The 19540-nt window shown below is 40.6% G+C and carries 17 protein-coding genes and 1 pseudogene; 17 read left to right on the top strand and 1 reads right to left on the bottom strand.

The genetic code is table 11. From position 1 onward, the window contains the following. Positions 1-16 precede the first annotated feature (16 nt). From tcuA to BLR86_RS01960, 14 genes are all read left to right on the top strand, one after another. Positions 17-1504 (top strand): FAD-dependent tricarballylate dehydrogenase TcuA, encoded by a 1488-nt coding sequence (gene tcuA, locus BLR86_RS02025; protein WP_090757966.1) that lies wholly within the window; start codon positions 17-19, stop codon positions 1502-1504. Positions 1505-1750: 246 nt separating this feature from the next. Beyond that, positions 1751-2947, top strand: coding sequence for an acyl-CoA dehydrogenase family protein (locus BLR86_RS02020; protein ID WP_090757965.1), 1197 nt, complete (start codon positions 1751-1753; stop codon positions 2945-2947). 48 nt (positions 2948-2995) lie between these two features. After that, complete coding sequence (locus BLR86_RS02015; protein WP_090757964.1) at positions 2996-3814, top strand: FAD synthetase family protein; 819 nt, start codon at positions 2996-2998, stop codon at positions 3812-3814. A 12-nt stretch (positions 3815-3826) separates the two neighbouring features. Then, entirely contained in the window at positions 3827-4699 is an 873-nt protein-coding gene (locus BLR86_RS02010; RefSeq protein WP_090757963.1) for an isocitrate lyase/PEP mutase family protein, read from the top strand. A 19-nt stretch (positions 4700-4718) separates the two neighbouring features. Beyond that, positions 4719-6140, top strand: a complete 1422-nt coding sequence (locus BLR86_RS02005; RefSeq protein ID WP_090757962.1) for an FAD-binding protein — start codon at positions 4719-4721, stop codon at positions 6138-6140. A gap of 27 nt (positions 6141-6167) precedes the next feature. Further along, a complete protein-coding gene (locus BLR86_RS02000; protein WP_090757961.1) occupies positions 6168-6896 on the top strand; it encodes an SDR family NAD(P)-dependent oxidoreductase in 729 nt (242 codons plus the stop codon). A gap of 30 nt (positions 6897-6926) precedes the next feature. Further along, positions 6927-7373, top strand: a complete 447-nt coding sequence (locus BLR86_RS01995) for a GlcG/HbpS family heme-binding protein (protein ID WP_090757960.1) — start codon at positions 6927-6929, stop codon at positions 7371-7373. A 6-nt stretch (positions 7374-7379) separates the two neighbouring features. After that, positions 7380-8756 (top strand): FAD-dependent oxidoreductase, encoded by a 1377-nt coding sequence (locus tag BLR86_RS01990; RefSeq protein ID WP_090757959.1) that lies wholly within the window; start codon positions 7380-7382, stop codon positions 8754-8756. Positions 8757-8874: 118 nt separating this feature from the next. Further along, positions 8875-9720: an aspartate/glutamate racemase family protein gene (locus tag BLR86_RS01985; RefSeq protein ID WP_090757958.1), complete on the top strand. Its 846-nt coding sequence runs from the start codon at positions 8875-8877 to the stop codon at positions 9718-9720. A gap of 32 nt (positions 9721-9752) precedes the next feature. After that, positions 9753-10547, top strand: coding sequence for an electron transfer flavoprotein subunit beta/FixA family protein (locus tag BLR86_RS01980; protein WP_090757957.1), 795 nt, complete (start codon positions 9753-9755; stop codon positions 10545-10547). A gap of 13 nt (positions 10548-10560) precedes the next feature. Beyond that, a complete protein-coding gene (locus BLR86_RS01975) occupies positions 10561-11541 on the top strand; it encodes an electron transfer flavoprotein subunit alpha/FixB family protein (RefSeq protein ID WP_090757956.1) in 981 nt (326 codons plus the stop codon). 210 nt (positions 11542-11751) lie between these two features. Then, on the top strand, positions 11752-12879 hold the full coding sequence (locus BLR86_RS26930; RefSeq protein ID WP_368086742.1) for a CAP domain-containing protein: 1128 nt from the start codon (positions 11752-11754) through the stop codon (positions 12877-12879). Positions 12880-13024: 145 nt separating this feature from the next. Next, a complete protein-coding gene (locus BLR86_RS01965; protein WP_090757955.1) occupies positions 13025-13720 on the top strand; it encodes a hypothetical protein in 696 nt (231 codons plus the stop codon). 154 nt (positions 13721-13874) lie between these two features. Further along, entirely contained in the window at positions 13875-14234 is a 360-nt protein-coding gene (locus tag BLR86_RS01960) for a carboxymuconolactone decarboxylase family protein (RefSeq protein ID WP_090757954.1), read from the top strand. A gap of 17 nt (positions 14235-14251) precedes the next feature. Here the strand turns inward: BLR86_RS01960 and BLR86_RS25585 are convergent. After that, a pseudogene (locus tag BLR86_RS25585) lies at positions 14252-14380 on the bottom strand (substrate-binding domain-containing protein); the annotation flags it as partial. 158 nt (positions 14381-14538) lie between these two features. On the opposite strand from BLR86_RS25585, the gene BLR86_RS01955 reads away from it, so the two are divergent. From BLR86_RS01955 to rhaA, 3 genes are all read left to right on the top strand, one after another. Beyond that, positions 14539-16608: a bifunctional aldolase/short-chain dehydrogenase gene (locus BLR86_RS01955; RefSeq protein ID WP_090757953.1), complete on the top strand. Its 2070-nt coding sequence runs from the start codon at positions 14539-14541 to the stop codon at positions 16606-16608. Between the two features lie 163 nt (positions 16609-16771). Beyond that, positions 16772-18190 carry a rhamnulokinase gene (gene rhaB, locus BLR86_RS01950; protein ID WP_090757952.1) on the top strand — a complete coding sequence of 473 codons (1419 nt, stop codon included), beginning with the start codon at positions 16772-16774 and terminating at the stop codon, positions 18188-18190. Between the two features lie 22 nt (positions 18191-18212). Next, a complete protein-coding gene (rhaA, locus tag BLR86_RS01945; RefSeq protein ID WP_090757951.1) occupies positions 18213-19466 on the top strand; it encodes an L-rhamnose isomerase in 1254 nt (417 codons plus the stop codon). Positions 19467-19540 lie beyond the last annotated feature (74 nt).

Below are 19540 nucleotides of genomic sequence, written 5' to 3'. Positions count from 1 at the left end.
AAAGAGAGGAACTATTTTGAAATATGATACAGATGTTGTCATAGTGGGGGCAGGGAATGCCGCGATGTGCGCAGCGATTTCAGCACGAGAAAATGGGGCTAGAGTAATGGTCCTAGAAAAAGCACCAGAAACAGAAAAAGGGGGAAACAGTACCTACACCCATGGTTCCATTCGATTTGCCTATAACGGTGTTGAAGATTTAAAGGTGATTATGCCCGATTTATCACCAGAAGATATAGATACGTCTGACTTTGGAGCGTATACCGAAGAAGAATTCTATAATGACATGTGCCGGATTACCAATTACCGGACCGATCCAGAGTTGGCTTCCATTCTAACAAGTGAAAGTTTTGATACCATCAAATGGCTTCAAACCCATAAGGTCAGGTGGGTTCCGATTTATGGCCGCCAAGCCTATAAGGTGGATGGAAAGTTCAAATTTTGGGGTGGCATGATCGTTGAATCGGTTGGCGGCGGGCCTGGTTTGGTAGGGGCACTGCACGATGAAGCAGCAAATCTAGGCGTTCAAGTCTTATTTAATGCGATGGCGACAGAACTCATCCATGATGATCTTGGTGTTCACGGAGTTATTTTTAAGCATAATGGTAAAACGACCGAAGTCCATGCGAAGGCCGTGATCCTTGCATCTGGAGGCTTTCATGCAAATCCCGAAATGCGGACTCGCTATCTGGGACCGAAATGGGATTTAGCCCATGCAAGAGGAAGTCGCTTTAATACTGGAGAGGGTATACAAATGGCTATAAATATTGGAGCAATGGCCAGTGGAAACTGGTCTGGCTGCCACTCCGTTGGTGGGGATCGATATTTACCTGATTTTACGGAAGGCTTCCAGAAGTTAAGTTATCCATTTGGGATACTCGTAAATGCAGAAGGAAAGCGGTTTGTTGATGAAGGTGCTGACTATCGCAACTACACCTATGCCAAATACGGCAGAAAGATTTTGGATCAGACAGGTCAATTTGCTTGGCAAATTTTCGATCAAAAAGTAGCTCATTTGTTACGCGAAGAATATAAATCAAGGAATGTTACCAAGGTTAAAGCTAATACATTGGAAGAATTAGCTGAGAAACTAGAAGGTGTAGATCCAGAAAGCTTTTTACAAACGATAAAAGAGTATAACAGTGCAGTTAAAAAGGACATTCCGTTTAACCCAACCGTTAAAGATGGGCGTTCTACCGAGGGGATAGAAGTACGGAAATCAAATTGGGCGAATACTTTGGATGAAGGTCCATATGAAGCTTATGCAGTTACCTGTGGAATTACTTTTACATTTGGAGGACTAAAGATTAACAGTAATACCGAAGTTCAAAATATCTTGTCACAATCCATTCCAGGCTTGTATGCGGCTGGGGAATTAGTTGGCGGGTTATTTTACTTTAACTATCCTGGAGGGGCAGGTTTAACGGCGGGATCTGTTTTTGGAAAAATTGCTGGAGAAAATGCAGCGCGGTTTGTTCAACAAAGGGATTTAATCCATTCATGATTTTTTCATCCTAGAGGACTACTTCGTATGATCATGTCCTTTAGGATTTTTATATTTTCCCTTACTATTTTCTAGTTCTAAAACTAGTTAAATAGATTTATAAGAAAAAAACTAATAAAAGTTAACTGAAAATGTCTGAAAATTGAATGATTTTTACCCTTACAATTAATAGTTGAATTTTCTAAAATTTAACTAAGAACTAAAAAGAAACCCGTTCATTAATAAATTGAAAAGGAGACTATATACATGACCAAAATTGCGGAAAGAGACACTTTTCTAGTAGAAAAAGCTAAATTGCTGGTCCCAAATTTACGAGCCAGAGCGAAAGAAACAGATGAAATAAGAAGAATTCCAGAAGCCACAATGGATGAATTAAAAGAAGCAGGATTATTTAAGTTACTTCGCCCGCAAATTTATGGCGGCTATCAAACAAGTATGAGAACGTATTCCGATGTTATTATTGAAATTTCACGTGGTTGTGCGTCAACAGGCTGGATCTTATCGTTATGTGCGATTCGCGAACTTATGGTAGCAGAATCTTTTACTGAAAAAACTCATTTGGAAATCTTTGGTGAAAATGAAGATAATGTTCTTTTCGCAGGGGTTTATGAACCAAGGAAATGTATTGCCCGCAAAGTAGACGGCGGATATTTAATTGAAGAGGGATTCTGGATGTTTTGCTCGGGTTCACTTCATGCCACATGGGGCTACTTTGGAATGGCCATCACCGATGATGAAGGGAAGCTTGTTGACCAAGCATTAATGACACTGCCGTTCGATGAGTTAGAAATTATGGATGACTGGCATACGATGGGTTTAAGAGGAACTGGTAGCAACAGTGTCAAAATGAAAAACGTATTTATCCCAGATCACCGAGTTGTATCGTTTGCAGAAGTATTGAATGGACAGTTTAAATCCGATCATTTCCGTGATATCCCATTATATAATACCGCCCTATTTCCGGCATTGGCATTGTCTTTAGGATTACCAGGGGTTGGGCTCGTAAAAGCAGCATTGGAATTCTTCCAAGAAGTACTCCCTAATCGGAAAGCTGCCCATATTGGTGTTGAATATTTAAAAGATTCATCTACTCTGCATTCCTTACTTGCAGATGCTGCGTTGAAAATTGATACCGCTTCCATGCACTATTATCAGGTTGCAGATGAACTTGATAAGTGGGCGGCGAGTGGAAAATTCATGGAACCTCATGCACGGGTAAAGGCGTTAGCCGATATCGGCTATGCCAATCAGGTGAGTAAAGAAGCACTCGATATTCTAATGTTAGCCAGCGGATCTGGATTTGTCTATGAAGGCCATCCACTCCAACGAATCTTCCGTGATTTTTGGACTTTATATTCACACAGAACGCTTTCACCAATGATCACAAAAGAGAATTATGGTCGAGTACTAGCTGGTTTGGAATCAAATGCACTAAGATACTAATCTATTTGCGTGATGCAAAATAATCGATCAAAAGGAAAAGGAGACTGTATGGAAACAATTTATTTGAATTGGGAAAATTTGGCGCAATGGCAGGAGAAGGCAAAACCATGTGTAATGGCCCTTGGATTTTTTGACGGTCTCCATAATGGACATCAAGAAGTGGTAAAAACAGCCATAAAGATTGCAAAGGCGAAAAATATTCCAGTGGCTGTTATGAGTTTCTTTCCTCATCCGAAATCCGTTTTATCAGATGGGAAAATCCAAGTCGACTATCTAATGCCCCTTTCCGAAAAAGAGAAAAGGCTCCAGGAACTTGGTGTAGATATAGTTTACATTGTTGAATTTACGAAAGAATTTGCTGCATTATCGCCTGAACAATATGTTGCCAAATACCTACTCAATCTTGGTGTTATCCATGCAGTAGCTGGTTTTGATTTTTCATATGGGTTTAAAGGAGCAGGGAATCTAGAACGTCTAAAAAGTGATTCTAGTGGAATCATCGAGGTAACAAAAGTGGATAAAGTTGTATGCCGAGGCGAAAAAATCAGTTCCACATGTATCCGTGAAAGAATTTCGAATGGACGTGTTGATGAGCTGCCAGATTTTCTAGGAAGATACTACGAGAATGAATGTAATTGGGACGGTGAGTCTATTAACATTCTACCTTACTACACACTACCATCTGCTGGACAGTATGCCGTTACCATAAATAAAGGTAGTGTATCAATTCGTGCGGAAGTGTTAGTAACCGTTGATGAAAAATGTAAATCTCTTAAGTCACTGTCAGAGATTCCCCAATATATTAAGGGGGAAATATCAATTCAATGGCATTACAGGATCCAAAAGGATCAACTAATAGTATGTTAGGAGCTTAAAACTATGAGTAAAACGAGAGATTTTCAAAACCTGATAAACGAGCCAGGCTCCTTTATCTTACCAGGTGCTTATGATGCGATGTCTGCTAGATTAATAGAGGAAATTGGATTTAAGGCTATTTATGCAACGGGAGCAGGTATATCGAATGCCCAATTAGGTTGGGCAGATGTCGGACTGACCTCGTTGAAGGAAGTAGTTGATATTGTTGCTAGAATGACAGAGGTTACCACAAAACCGATCGTAGTTGATGGTGATACAGGATTCGGAAATGCCATTAATGTTTTGCGTACGGTTAGAGAGTTTGAACGAGCAGGTGTCGCAGCCATTCAAATGGAGGATCAAGTCTCACCAAAGAAATGCGGGCATTTCAGTGGAAAAGAAGTCATTTCAAAAGAAGAAATGGTCGGGAAAATCAAAGCGGCATTAGATGCAAGACATGATGAAAATTTGGCAATCATGGCTCGTACGGATGCTCTAGCTGTTAATGGAATTGAGGACGCATTAGATAGAGCCCATGCCTATTCAGAAGCTGGTGCTGACATTATTTTTGTTGAAGCACCGACCACTATTGATCAATTGCAGCAAATAACACACTCACTAAAAGGAATTCCACAAGTGATTAATCTGGTAGAAGGCGGCAGGACCCCGCTTATTTCCTTAAAAGAAGCAGAAGACCTAGGATTTAAAATCATGCTTTGTGCGAATACAGTACTACGTTCGGCAATTAAAGGGATAACGGATTCTTTACGAATTTTAAAAGAAGAGGGTTCACAAGAAAATCTATTAAATTTGATCTGTACCTGGGAAGAAAGGCAGTCACTTTTTAAACTTAATCAAATAAAAGAGTGGGAAAAGAAGTATTTATATAGCGAATAAATACAAGGAGGACAAGAAAGTGGAGAAAGAATTAGACTATGACATCGTCGTAATCGGATGTGGAGTTACCGGAACTGCTGCAGCTTTATCAGCTGCAGAAAGCGCGAAAAAGACAGGGAAAAACTTAAAAATTGCCATATTAGAACGTGCGGATTTTGATCATAGGGGTGGAAATTCTAGGTGGACTGCCTCTTATATGCGCATGAAAAATCTCGATGAAATTGCCGACAATTTTGTCGAAGACATGTTAGCCTTTTCGGATAATTATTCGGACCGGGAGTACATAGAAACTCTCGCACAAAATGCGGGCAGCACACTTCGGTGGGTAGAAGAAAAAGGAGTTGAGTTCGACTACCTTCCGACCATGTTTCTTACTGCTTCGAAGCCTCGTTTGCTTCCAGTTGGCGGAGGACGAGCCATTATAGATACGCTTTCTCGCCGGGCTGGCGGACTAGGTGTCGAGATCATTTACGAAGCAACTGCATGGAAATTACTGCTTGATGATGAGGGTTCAGTGAATGGACTCATGATCCGGGTAAAGGGTGGGAATTCCCTTGAGCTTAAAGTGGGAGCAGTGGTACTTGCAGCTGGTGGATTCCAGGGAAATCAAGAAATGATGGCCCAGTATATTGGTCGAAATGCTCATAAGATTCCTACAGTGGCTGAGGGCGGTTTATTTAACAAAGGTGAAGCAATTCGGATGGCGATGGCCATTGGGGCGAAGGGTGCTGGACAATTTGATGCCTTCCATGCAGAACCTGTTGATCCAAGAAGTAAGCGGGAAGAAGCAGCCGTAATGACCTATCCATACGCGATATTAATTGATAAGAATGGCAAGCGTTTTGTCGATGAAGGAATAACCACGATTGATGAGCAGTATGAAGAGGTGGCACGTAAAATTTTCTACGATTTGCATGGACATATCGCTTATATGATTAGTGATCAAAAGATGTATGATATTCCCAATTATGAGCGGGCATTAGAAACGGATAAACCAGCTATTGTCGCAGATACACTTGAAGAACTTGCCGAGAAGATTGGTGTGCCTGCAGATCAGTTGACTGCAACGGTAGAAGCGTTTAATGCTGCAGTCCAGCCAGGGGAATTCCACTGGGATAAGAAAGATGGAAAACAGGCTGTTGGGATTACACCAGCTAAATCAAACTGGGCGATTACGATTGATAAAGCGCCGTTTATTGCTTACCCAATTGTTTGCTCCAATGTTTTTACCAATGGTGGCTTAGCATCCGACACCCATGGCCGGGTCTTATCACAGGATGATGATGTCATTCCTGGTTTGTATGTAGCAGGTGAAACAGCCGGCCTTTACTATGGGAAATATCCTGGCGGTACATCCGTACTTCGTGGGCTTGTGTTTGGGCGCCGTGCAGGAGAGCATGCAGCTTCTTATGTAAGCAGTGATAAGAAACTTGAGGTTTAATCTAAGAATTTAAAGGGGTGACCAAACTTGAATTTAGAACAAAAAGTCGCATTTGTAACTGGCGGCGGCAGAGGGATTGGCCGGGAAACCTGCCTGCTTTTAGCAAAGCAGGGGGCAAAAGTAGCTGTTTTTTCTCGAAGTTTATCAGAAACTACGGAAGTGGCTGCTTATATTACGGAAGAGCTAGGAGGCGAAGCCATCGCTGTAGCTGGTGATGTACGCTCTGAGTATGATGTGAACAAAGCTATTCAGGAAACAGTGGAAAAACTCGGAAGTATTGATATTTTAATCAATAACGCCGGTGTCATGCTCCTAAAGCCATTCGATGAAACGACGGTTGACGAGTGGGACTTTGTCCAAGATGTCAATACCCGCGGTGTATTTTTATGTACGAAAGCAGTAGTTCCGCAAATGAAAGAGAAAAGAAATGGTGTCATTATCAATGTATCATCCATTTGGGGAACAAAAGGCGGCCCGGATAGGAGTGCCTATATTACCTCTAAATGGGCCGTTATTGGATTTACCAAAGCATTAGGTGAAGAGTTAAAACCATTTAATGTTCGGGTAAATGCTGTCTGCCCAGGGCCAGTTGACACAAAGATGATGGCAGATATTGCTCCGGATGCGAACAAAGATAATTGGCTGCATCCAATTGACATGGCAAATGTAATTGTTGATTTATGCCTGCCAAAAATGAAAGCCGTATCGGCAACAGTAATCGAGGCATTTGGGAATGGAAGACCAGTAAATTTATAAACTAAAATGTTGATAGAAAAGGGGAGAAAAATGGAAAACTTTACAACAGCAATTGAATCAAAAAATATCAGTCTAGCTTTAGCAAATAAAATGTTAGAAGCGGCATTAGCAAAGGGGCAAGAACTCGGAATGCCATTCAGTATTGCAATCGTCGATAAACCTGGTAATTTAAAAGCTTTTTATGCGATGGACGGAGCACCAATATTAAGTCTAGAAATCGCTCAAAATAAAGCATTTTCTGCCGCTGCCTATAACCGTGCTACACATGAGTGGTACGACAGATTGAAGGATGATCCACCATTGCTTCATGGGATTGTCCACACTCCAAGACTCGTTATTTTTGGCGGCGGATACCCAATAAAAATCAATAACGAGCTTATAGGTGGAATCGGAGTGAGCGGCGGACATTATTCTCACGATATGCAGGTATGTCAAGCTGGATTAGAAGTGTTAAAAGCCTTTGAATCCGAGGAGTGATGACACGTGGATAGCTATGAATTAATTATAATAGGCGGTGGACTTGCGGGAATGTGTGCCGCTGTCGAAGCTGGTGAGCAGGGCGCGAGCGTCCTGCTCCTTGAAAAAAATGATGAACTTGGCGGTAGTACTGTCCTTAGCTCGGGATATATGGCATTCGCTAACACTGATATGCAAAAGAATACTGGGATAATCGACTCTACTGAGTCGCTGATTGATGACATGATAGAGGTTGGCGGCGGGGTAAACAATCTGAAACTTGTTGAAGTCTATGGAGAAAGACAGTTGGAGACTTACCAATGGCTGGTAGATCATGGAGTTGAGTTTCGTTCGCTGGAAGCTGTTAGCGGACATAGTGTACCACGCGGTCATATTATTGATCCACACCAAGCCATTCAGACATTAAACCTTAGGGTGAAAAAACTAGCTAACGTAACGATTGTTTTAAATGCGGAGGTTAAAAGGCTCCTGAAGAATACGGATGGCAGGATAGAACAGGTTATTTATGAGCATGAAGGTAAAAAACAAAAGGCTCTTGCCACAAAAGGTATTATTATTACCTCTGGCGGTTTTTCAAAAAGTGAAGAGCTACTCGGACAATTTGCACCACAATTAAAATGCGCTTTAAGAATTGGTGGCGCGGGTAATCAGGGTGATGGTATCAAAATGGCATGGGAGCATGGGGCCTGGGTTCAAGACCTTCCATATTTGAATGGAACCTATGGCTTTCATCCAACAGCAGCAGGGGCGGTGAAGTCTCAGGGTTTAGCTTTTTATAAGGGTGCGATCATGGTCAATCAACTAGGTAAGCGTTTTGTAAATGAGTCGATTTCCTATAAGTTATTAGGAAAAGCAGCATTCGAGCAGCCAGACGGGATTACGTACCAGATTTGGGATCAAACCGTAATGGATAAGAGTGTCTCTGATGACCCTCTCTACGATTTGGAATTGTTAGAACGTCGCCGCCTTCTGTATAAAGCAGAAACCTTAGATGAACTTGCTGACTGCATTGATGTGCCGGTTGAAGTGCTGGAAGAGACCATTTCTAAATATAATCAAGGTGTTAAGAGTGGAGAGGAACCAGATTTTGGACGAAAGTCGTTAACACATAATTATGGAAACCCGACTCCAATTGAAAAGGCACCTTTTTATGCATTTGAATCAACGGTTGCTATGCTGGCAACCTATGCAGGTATAGCAGTGAATGATTCTGCACAGGTAATCAATCCTTTTGGGGAGGCAATTCAAGGATTATTTGCTGCTGGGGAGGTAACAGGAGGATTTCACGGGGCTGGTTACATGACAGGCAGCTCATTAGGGAAGGCTGCTGTATTCGGCCGAATTGCGGTTCAAGAGGCATTGGCTAATTTACCAGTTAAATGATTAATAGAATACGCGGAACGCAGATATATTTCGATTATCGCAGATCTATTTGGATTAACGCAGATATATTTAGATTATCGCAGATAAAACAAGAATGATCTAAAAAGGAGGTTCATTTATGAAAATCTGGCACCAGAGTCTTACGACGATAGATCGGGTTCCACAATACCGAGATGCAATTATCAATCATGTAAGCCGGATTGCCCGTCCGGATGTTGAGGTCGTGTTACACGGTATGACTGCGGAGACATACCCCACACATTATCCGGGGATTTTTATTACCCACGCATATTTGCAAAATCTCCACAGAGAACAGTTTATAAGGGCTGCTCTAATGGCGGAAAAGGCAGGGTATGATGCGATGTTTATTGCGACCATCCCAGATGTAGGACTTTTAGAAGCTCGAACCTTAGTAGATATTCCAGTCGTGGGATATGGTCAAGCCTCCTTCCATATGGCTTCTATGCTTGGTGACTGTATTGGTGTGGTGAATTTTCTGGCACCGCTCGCTGATGAACTTCGTCAGAATGCGGCGAGATACGGTCTTGGTGGCAAGCTAGGACCAATAGTTCAAACCGATGTTGGCTTTGATGCGATCCTTGCAGGGTTTAATGATCCTGAACCAGTAATTGATTCCTTTATTAAGGCAGCGGAATCAGCCATTTCTCAAGGCGCCGATGTAATTGTTCCAGGAGAGGGACCGATGAATGTCTTTTTAGCTGCGAACGGTATTTCAAGGATTGGTGACGTACCAATTGTCGATTCTTTTGGAGCGGGAATTAAAATGTGCGAGTCATTAGCTGACTTGCGCAGAGTATCGGGAGTGTATATGACCCGCCGTGGATATTTCAATGCTAAACCACCTGTTGAGGCAGTGGAGAGACTGCGTGAAATGTATGGGCTTGAAGCTTCACCAAATCCAAGAAATGATAATGGTCTGTCAGTCAAAGGGATAAACGTTTGATTCAAAATAAATATGAGAGGTGAAAAGAGAAAATGCAAATTGTCGTTTGCCTTAAACAAGTTCTTGATCCTGAAATCACACCACGTTATTTTCAAATCGATTCTGCAACCAATCGTCCAGAAACTGGGGACGCTGACATGGTTCTGGACTCGTTTGCTGAAAACGCACTTGAATTGGCTATTCAACTTCGCGATAAGATACCGGGTGCAACGGTTACAGCCATCTGTTTGGGTGACGAGGATTCGGAAGAGATACTTCGTAGGGCGCTCGCTTTCACAGCCAATACTGCTGTCAGGGTCTGGGATTCAGAATGGGAGGATTTAGATGGTCAAGCTGTTGGTCATATCCTTGCTCAAACTATTACTGAATTAGGTGGAGCACAACTGGTACTGACTGGCTACCAGGCAAGTGATATCGAGGAGTGTCTGGTTGGACCCGTATTGGCAGAGGAACTGGGAATAGCTTGTATAACATTAGTTTCTGACTTGGAAGTGGAAAATGATTCTGTGAAGGCTACCATTGAGGCAGATGGTGGATATTCAGTAGTGAGCGTGCCAACGCCTGCTATTTTCACTATTATTAGCTCTGAAACAAATGTCCCGCGCCTTCCAAAAGTCAAGGATATCAGGCTCTCTAGAAGCAAGCCGATAAGACTGATAGAACCTGAAGATCTAAAGCTAGATGCTGAACGCTCCCAACCAGGTGTTAAACTGGAGCGGGCATACATAGTAAACAGGGATGTCACCTGCAAAATATTACCTGGAAACGATGGAGTAGAGCTCGGGAATGAACTAGCTGATAAACTTTTGGAACTGAAGATTTTATAGGAGGTGAGTAACCATGACTAAAGTTCTTGTATTTGCACATCAGGAGGGTGAAGGCATAAGCTCAAGTGCCCGAGAAGCACTATCGTTCGGGAACCGCTTGGCCAGTTCTGCTGGTGGGGAAGTGCGAGCAGTCTTACTTGGTGCTATTACCACGGCTGGGGCGAAAGAAGCGATTGCCTGTGGAGCGAGTATCGCCTACACCGTTACAAATCCATTACTTGCTGAATACGATGTTGATTTATATACAAATAGTATATACACAGTTTTTCAACAGTCTGGTGCTGACATTCTTGTCCTATCTTTTAATCGTATCGGTAAGGAGATTGCAGGACGCTTGGCTGTGAGAATTGGTGCATCAGCGATCACTGAAGTAGTCGACTTCAATCACAATCAGGAAAAACTGAAGTGGATTCGCCCCATATATGGAGACAAAGCATTTGGAGAATATACAACAACCCGTCCTAAAGTAGTCGTGGGTGTACGGAAAAAGAGTCAAGAGTTAGCACAGGTAGACGAGACATGCACCGGTGAAATAATCCCAGTGGACTTTTTTCCATCTGAAGATATGATTGTCACAAAGTTAGTCGTGAAAATACAGTCAGCTCTATCAGATGTTCGACTTGAGGATGCTTCGATCATCATAGCTGGTGGTCGTGGAATTGGCGGTGCTGAAGGCTTCAAATACCTGCAAGCACTCGCTGGTATACTAGGTGGGACGGTAGGAGCGTCACGGGCAGCATGCGATGCAGGCTGGGTGCCGTCCAATCTCCAGGTCGGGCAGACTGGAGCGGTTGTAGCACCAGACCTTTATATTGCAGTTGGAATCTCTGGGGCCAGTCAGCACGTAGCAGGTATAACCAATGCAAAAACCGTTGTTGCCATTAATTTGGATCCCGAAGCACCGATCTATAAAAGAGCGAATATTGGTGTCGTAGCCGATTATAAGAGTGTACTCCCAGGGCTTATTGAAAAATTAAAAAAAGTATTAGTATAAGGATGTACAGGGGACAAAAAATTGTCCCCTGTTTATTTTTTTTGAAGAGATTTCTGGATGTTACTTTAGTTTTTGTTTACATTCACTAATTATCCGTATATAGTAATAAAAATTTGTCCTAATATGCGATTATTTTCCATTAATAGATTTTAGAAAATCACAAAAAATAAGGAGGCAAAAAACATTAAATTTTGCAAGGGGGTAATCAATTTGATAAAAAAGCCATTAGGTTTACTGCTATCAGGGATATTGACAATTGGCCTAGCTGCTTGTAATAACAATAGTAATAATGCTGCCGATGAAGTCCGTACTGGTATGGGAGACCGTAACAACACAACTTTAAAAGTTCGTAATGGCAAAGATAATGGGATTGATCATAATGGTCTTCTCACCGAAGATTACACCAATAACGATAATAATGATTCTGATTGGGATCGAAATAACAGAAACAATGTTACCAATGTAAATAATGACCGAACTACCAATCGCTACTACATGCAAAGAAATGTAAATAACCGTCTGAACACAGACAGACATATCTTTAATGATCGAAATGTGAGTTACAATTATGATCGTAATGTAAATTACAATAATAATCGTAATGTGAATACCAATGACGCATTGAATATTTCTGCGGATCGCACAAATGTGGATAGTAACAACTACCCTCATACAAAAGCGATCTTGACTCAACATGCTAAGTATCGTTATATCCCATTCGGATCAGTCCAATGGTATCAATTTGGAGGAAACCAACAAGGACAAACTCCAAGGCAACAACAAGTACCAATTGTACCAGCACCAGCAGCACCGGCACCAACAGAGCCAGTACCAACAGAGCCAGTACCAACAGTGCCAGCACCAGCACCGACGGCTCCGACACCAGCAGCACCAGCGCCAGCAACACCAGCACCAAAACCAGCACCGAAACCAGCTGCACCTGCGCCAACTACTGGTGATGTTAATCAATATGTACAGCAGGTGATTGATTTAACCAATGCACAGCGCAGTAAAAATGGATTAGCAGCTCTAAAAGCAGATGCACAATTGAGTGGAGTTGCACAAAAGAAATCAGTGGACATGCAACAAAACAATTATTTTTCACACACAAGCCCAACCTATGGTTCACCATTTGACATGATGAGGGACTTTGGAGTGACGTATAAGTCTGCAGGGGAGAATATCGCCCAGGGACAACGAACACCACAGGAAGTCGTAAATGAATGGATGAACAGTGAGGGGCATAGGAAAAACATTTTAAGTGCCAACTACACCCATATCGGAGTAGGGTACGAAAAGTCTGGCAACCACTGGACACAAATGTTTATCGGAAAATAAAGCAGCAAAAAGGAATCCTTCGGGATTCCTTTTTCCCATAACTTCTCATAATAAATAAAATATAATAATTCTAATTTTTATAAAAATGAAACGTTTTCGTCCGATAAACGTCTAATAAGTATAGAGAATTTTGGGGGAGAGAACATTGAACGTGATGAAATATTTCTTACTATTGCTGATTTCTTTAATGATTATGGCTGGATGTTCCTCTGAAGACATGGTAACAGAGGCAAATAGTAATGCTAAAAAAGAGACTATTGTTGAAAATACTTCTTCACCAACTCAAATTATTTCCACTAATGAATGGATGAAAGTCTCAGACCAGATAAACAGTGATAATAGAAAAAGTGAAGTAACGCAAAATATTCCTGTCACGACCTCACCTAAAATAGAAAATCACTTGGAAGCAACGTCTGCACCACAGGTCCCTTCGTACCAAGAAGATGTAATTTTAGAAGAGGATCAATCCGAGGATTTTATACTTATTGAAGATACTAAATATATTAATTTAATGCATGAAGAAAAATTTATTGACTGGATAACGGTTGCCGAAAGATATGGGGCAAAGCTATATGCGATTCCTTATTCGGATGTTTTTGCCGTTGTGAAGGATGGAGAGGTACTCGTAGGAATGAGTACAGGAGTTGCGAATGCGAAATCGGATTATATAAATATTCTAGGCGATTTAATGTCAGATAAGGGCGAGTATGCGGCAGATATTATTAAGGGAATTAAACATGTAAATCAGACCGGTGAAAGTGTTCATTTAGTTGGCCCAGAGGAATTTGATGATGATTTTACCATATTTAAGCAGGATGATTGGATTGTCGTTTCATGGTAAATTTTAGCCCTTCTCGGTTGAGAAGGGCATTGTCTTTATTTATCACTATGGTAAAACGTGTGGACCAGTAAAAACTTATGATTTTTGATAAAAAGTATTGAATTTGCTCATAATAATTTTGGTCCAATTAAATGATGAAATGGAGACGGTGATAATGAACACTGGGAATTCTACTCAATCTGCACTTATCAAATATAAACAAGGTCTTGGTTTGTTTACGCAGAAGATGCCTGACTTTGCAACTAAGTTTAATGCTTTTACGGAAGAGTGTTTTAATGAAGGATCTTTATCTCAAAAACAAAAACAGTTAATTGCATTAGGAATTAGCATCCATGCGCAGGATGAATATTGTATTATCTATCATACAAAAGGGTGTCTCGACCAAGGATGTTCAGAACAAGAAATTCTAGAAGCGGTTGCTGTAACTGCTGCATTTGGTGGCGGTGCATCCATGAGCCAGGGAGTTACTCTAGTTCAGGAATGTATCAACGAATTGAATCAATTGAAACAGTAAAATAATGATAATGCTTATGGGTGTGTAATGGTAGTTAGTTTAACATCGGTAGCTTCTGCTAAAAAGGAATCATCATTACCGACAATCGAAACATCCTGTGGGACACTTAACCTAGATTTCTTACTAAATTTAATATTCAGCGATCTTTAAAAGAAGTCTGTCTCATTTGAGGCGGATTTTTCTTTTTGTAAAAAACAAATATAAACAAAATATAAACAAAATTAAAAATAAATATTCAAAAACAAACGGAACTATAATATAATGAGATACAGAAGTTAATAAACATACAAATGGAGGATTTTGGATGGTTAAGAATCTTTGGAATCAAGAACAAGCTGCGCAGGTATCAAAAGGGGTAGAAGAATTAGTCTATCGGTCCAATTTGATTGGAACCGATCGTGCCGTATGTAACTGGGGTGGCGGCAACACTTCAATGAAAACGACGGAAAAAGATTTCCGTGGACGTGATATTGAGGTTATGTGGGTAAAGGGAAGTGGATCTGATTTAGCGACAATGAAGGCTCATAACTTTACAGGACTAAATTTAGAGGATATTCTCCCATTATTTGAACGTGATGAAATGACAGATGAGGATATGGTTGCATACCTTTCACATTGTATGATTGACAGCAAGCATCCAAGAGCTTCTATTGAAACGTTATTGCATGCATTCTTACCATTTAAGCATGTTGACCACACACATCCAGATGCAATTATTAGCCTTTGCTGTGCCGATAATGGTAAGCGGTTAGCTGAAGAGATTTTTGGAAATCGTTTTGTTTGGGTACCATATGTACGCCCTGGCTTCACCCTTTCAAAAATGATCGCGGAAGGCGTTAGAAACAATCCAAATGCAGAATTAGTATTAATGGAAAAACACGGACTCGTAACTTGGGGGGAAACCTCAGAAGAGTCTTATGCAAAAACAATCGAAATCATCAATGAAGCAGAACAATATATCAATGATAAAGTAAACGAAGAATCTACTTTTGGCGGACAGAAATATCAATCTCTTTCTGAAGAAGATGCAACTAGCATTCTAGCAAAAGTAATGCCAATTATCCGCGGTGCTGTAAGTGAAGAAAAGAAAATGCTTTTAACGTACGACCGTGGTGAAGATGTACTTCAATTTGTTAATAGCTATGCAGCGCCTGAGCTTTCACAAATTGGAGCAGCATGTCCTGACCACTTAGTTCATACAAAAATGGTTCCACTTTACATCAATTGGGATCCACAAACAAAAGATGTTGACGCTTTAATTGCTAGTGTGAAAGAAGGTATTGCGAGCTTCAAGGAAGGATACAAAGCATACTTTGATCGTAACAAACATGTAGGCGACAAAATGTTTGAACCCGCTCCACGTGTAATCCTTATCCCTGGTTTAGGTATGGTGAATACAGGTAAGGATGTAAATAATTCAAGAGTAAGTGGAGCATTATATCACCGTGCGATAGCGGTGATGAAAGGTTCTACTACACTAGGAAATTTTGTCTCTTTAAGTGAAAACGAATCCTATAACGTGGAATACTGGCCATTAGAATTATACAAATTGACTCTAGCTCCAGCTGAAGCAGAATTTTCTAGAAAAGTAGCATTGATCACTGGTGGTGCAGGCGGTATCGGTAGCGCAACCGCTCGTCGTCTCGTATCTGAAGGCGCCCATGTTGTGCTGGCAGATTTAAATCTTGAAGGTGCAGAAAAAGTAGCAGCAGAAATTAACGAGCAATACGGTGCTAACCGTGCCCTTGCTGTGAAGATGGATGTTACAAGCGAAGAGCAAGTAGGAGCTGCTTTCGACCAAACAGCTCGCACCTTTGGTGGTGTAGACATTATCGTTAACAATGCAGGTCTTGCTACATCTAGTCCATTCGACGAAACTTCTCTTAAAGAGTGGAACTTAAACATAAATGTTTTAGGAACAGGTTACTTCTTAGTTGCCCGTGAAGCATTCAAGCAAATGAAGGGTCAAGGCATAGGCGGTAACATGGTATTTATTGGCTCGAAAAACTCTCTGTACGCTGGAAAAAATGCTGCCGCTTACAGTTCTGTAAAAGCACTTGAAACACACTTAGCAAGATGTATTGCAGCAGAAGGTGGCGAATTCGGAATTCGTGTAAATTCTGTTCTTCCAGATGCGGTTCTTCAAGGTTCTGCGATTTGGGGTTCAAACTGGCGTGAAGAACGTGCGGCAGCGTACGGAATCTACCCAGATCAATTAGAAGAACACTACCGTAAACGTACGACGCTGCTAGTGAATATCTATCCATCTGATATTGCTGAATCGATTGCATTCTTTGCTTCTTCAAAATCTGAAAAAACAACAGGTTGTATGTTAACCGTTGATGGCGGTGTCCCAGCCGCGTTTACAAGATAAAATTGGCATAGGAGATAACCTTGAATATTTTGGGGTTATCTCCTTTTAAAATTTTTGCTTGCAAATAAGGACAATAATTTAGTCGAATCACGTTATAGGAAAATCATAGTTTTCTAGTATGATAGAGATATTAGTAAGCGTTTCCAATAGAAAGGTGATGTTTATGCCAAAATACAGTATAGCCGTCGACATCGGTGCATCAAGTGGAAGACTTATATTGGGATATATTGAAGATAGTCTATTAAAACTAGCTGAAATTCATCGTTTTGAAAATAAAATCGTTGAAAAAGGGGATTCCTTTTGCTGGGAAGTCGATAAACTTTTTCAAGAAATCAAAAATGGACTGAAAAAGTGTAAGGAAATGGACATAAAGCCTGACAGCATTGGAATTGATACTTGGGCCGTTGACTTTTTATTATTGGATGAAAATGATCAGCCGTTAACAGAAGCGGTTTCTTACCGTGATCCGCGGACCGATGGATTGATGGAAGAGGTGTTCAAGCTGTTTTCCAAAGAGAGATTGTATCTCGAAACAGGAATTCAGTTTCAAAAGTTTAATACGATCTATCAACTCTATTCTATTAAAAAGAATAATCCAGAAATCTTAGAAAAAGCTAAATCGTTTTTAATGATTCCCGATTATTTCAATTACTTGCTCACAGGTAAGAAAGCAAATGAATATACCAACGCAACCTCAACACAGTTGGTAAATGCTTTTACGAAAAAATGGGACCAACAGTTACTAGATGAGTTAGATATAAATAAAGAGATGTTCGAGGAAATTAAAACACCTAAAACGGTTCTTGGGCACTTAAGGGAAGAACTAGCTTCAGAGCTTGGGTTTGATTTACAGGTAATTCTTCCAGCAACCCACGATACAGGTTCGGCAGTTATCGCTGTACCAGAAGAGAATGAATCCATATATATTAGTTCTGGTACATGGTCATTAATGGGAACAGAGAATTATTTTCCAATCTGCGTTACGAAAGCATTAGACTATAATTTCACAAATGAAGGCGGCATTGATTATCAATACCGCTTCCTTAAAAATATCATGGGGCTTTGGATGATCCAGGAAGTAAAGCGAAACTACAATGATGAATATTCTTTTGGGAAACTAGTAGATCTTGCAAGAGAGGCAAATGACTTCAAAGCGATAGTAAATGTCAATGATGATCGGTTCTTAAAACCTGAAAACATGATTCAAGAGATAATGAACTTTTGCATTGAAACCAGCCAACCGGTTCCAAGCACACCTGGCGAAGTGGCGAAATGTGTGTATGAAAGTTTAGCTGCTAGCTACCAGGAAACCGTAACAGAAATTGAAGAAATCTTTGAAAAGAAATTTGAAAAAATTAATGTTATCGGCGGCGGCTGCCAAAATGAAATGCTGAACCAGCTGATTGCCGATGTCACAAATAAAGAAGTGTTCGCTGGACCCGTTGAAGCGACTGCGATTGGTAACATAGCAGCCCAATTAATGGCTCTGGGAGAAATCAATGATATTAAAGAAGCACGATTGATTATTAAAGAGTCATTTGAAGTAAAAAAATATCTACCAGCTCGGCATGTAATCAGTTAAACAAAGGAAGGAAGAAAAAAATATGACAATTAAAGAAAATTATCAATTTGCCAAACAGGCTTATGCAAAATGGGGAATAGACGTTGAAGAAGTCGTAGAAAAGTTGAAAAAAGTACCCATCTCTATTCATTGCTGGCAGGGCGATGATATTGCTGGATTCGAAGTAAACCAATACGAATTATCTGGTGGTATTGATGTAACTGGAAATTATCCAGGTAAAGCAACAACAGCTGAAGAATTAAGAAGTGATTTAGAAAAGGCTTTATCGTTAATTCCAGGAAAGCATCGTGTTAATTTACATGCGATTTATGCTGAAACGGATGGTGAAGTAGTTGAACGTGACCAGCTTGAACCGAAGCATTTTGAAAACTGGGTAAAATGGGCAAAGGAAAATGGACTTGGATTGGATTATAATCCAACATTATTCTCACATCCAAAAGCGGATGATGGTTTAACACTTTCTCATCCAAACGAAGAAATTCGTGAATTCTGGATTAATCACTGTATCGGCAGTCGTAAAATTGGTGAATATTTCGGAAGAGAGCTTGGAACTCCAGCATTAACGAACATTTGGATTCCAGATGGCTACAAAGATAGCCCAAGCGACCGACTAACTCCAAGAAAAAGATTAAAAGAATCATTGGATAAAATTTTTGCAGTTGAATCAGATGAAAAATATAACCTTGACGCTGTTGAAAGTAAAGTATTCGGTATTGGTTCTGAATCGTATGTGGTTGGTTCGCACGAGTTTTATCTAAACTATGCGATGAAAAATGATAAATTATGCCTATTAGATACTGGACACTATCATCCTACAGAAACAGTTTCAAACAAAATCTCTTCCATGCTGTTATTTAGTGAAAAAATTGCCTTGCACGTTTCAAGACCAGTTCGCTGGGACAGTGACCACGTGGTTATCTTAGATGATGAATTAAGAGAGATTGCGCTAGAAATCGTTCGTAACGACGCCTTAGACCGCGTTATCATCGGACTAGATTTCTTCGACGCAAGTATTAACCGTGTTGCTGCTTGGACCATTGGTACACGCAACATGATTAAGGCATTACTTTATGCAATGTTAGTCCCCAATGATTACCTAAGACAACTTCAAGAAGAGGGCAACTTTACTGAAAGACTAGCTTTAATGGAAGAATTCAAAACCTATCCATTTGGCGCTATTTGGGATTACTACTGTGAAAAAATGGGTGTTCCAGTAAGAGAATCTTGGTTAGAAGAAGTTAAAGCCTATGAAACAGAGGTTTTATCCAAACGATAATTTGAAAAGACTCAAAGATGGAATAACTGTTCCATCTTGAGTCTTTTTTATGGATAAATGTTTGTTTTTCAAAA

This window comes from Bacillus sp. OK048 (assembly GCF_900103525.1).
Classification (GTDB): domain Bacteria; phylum Bacillota; class Bacilli; order Bacillales; family Cytobacillaceae; genus Neobacillus.
This window is presented reverse-complemented; position numbering and strand designations above follow the sequence as displayed.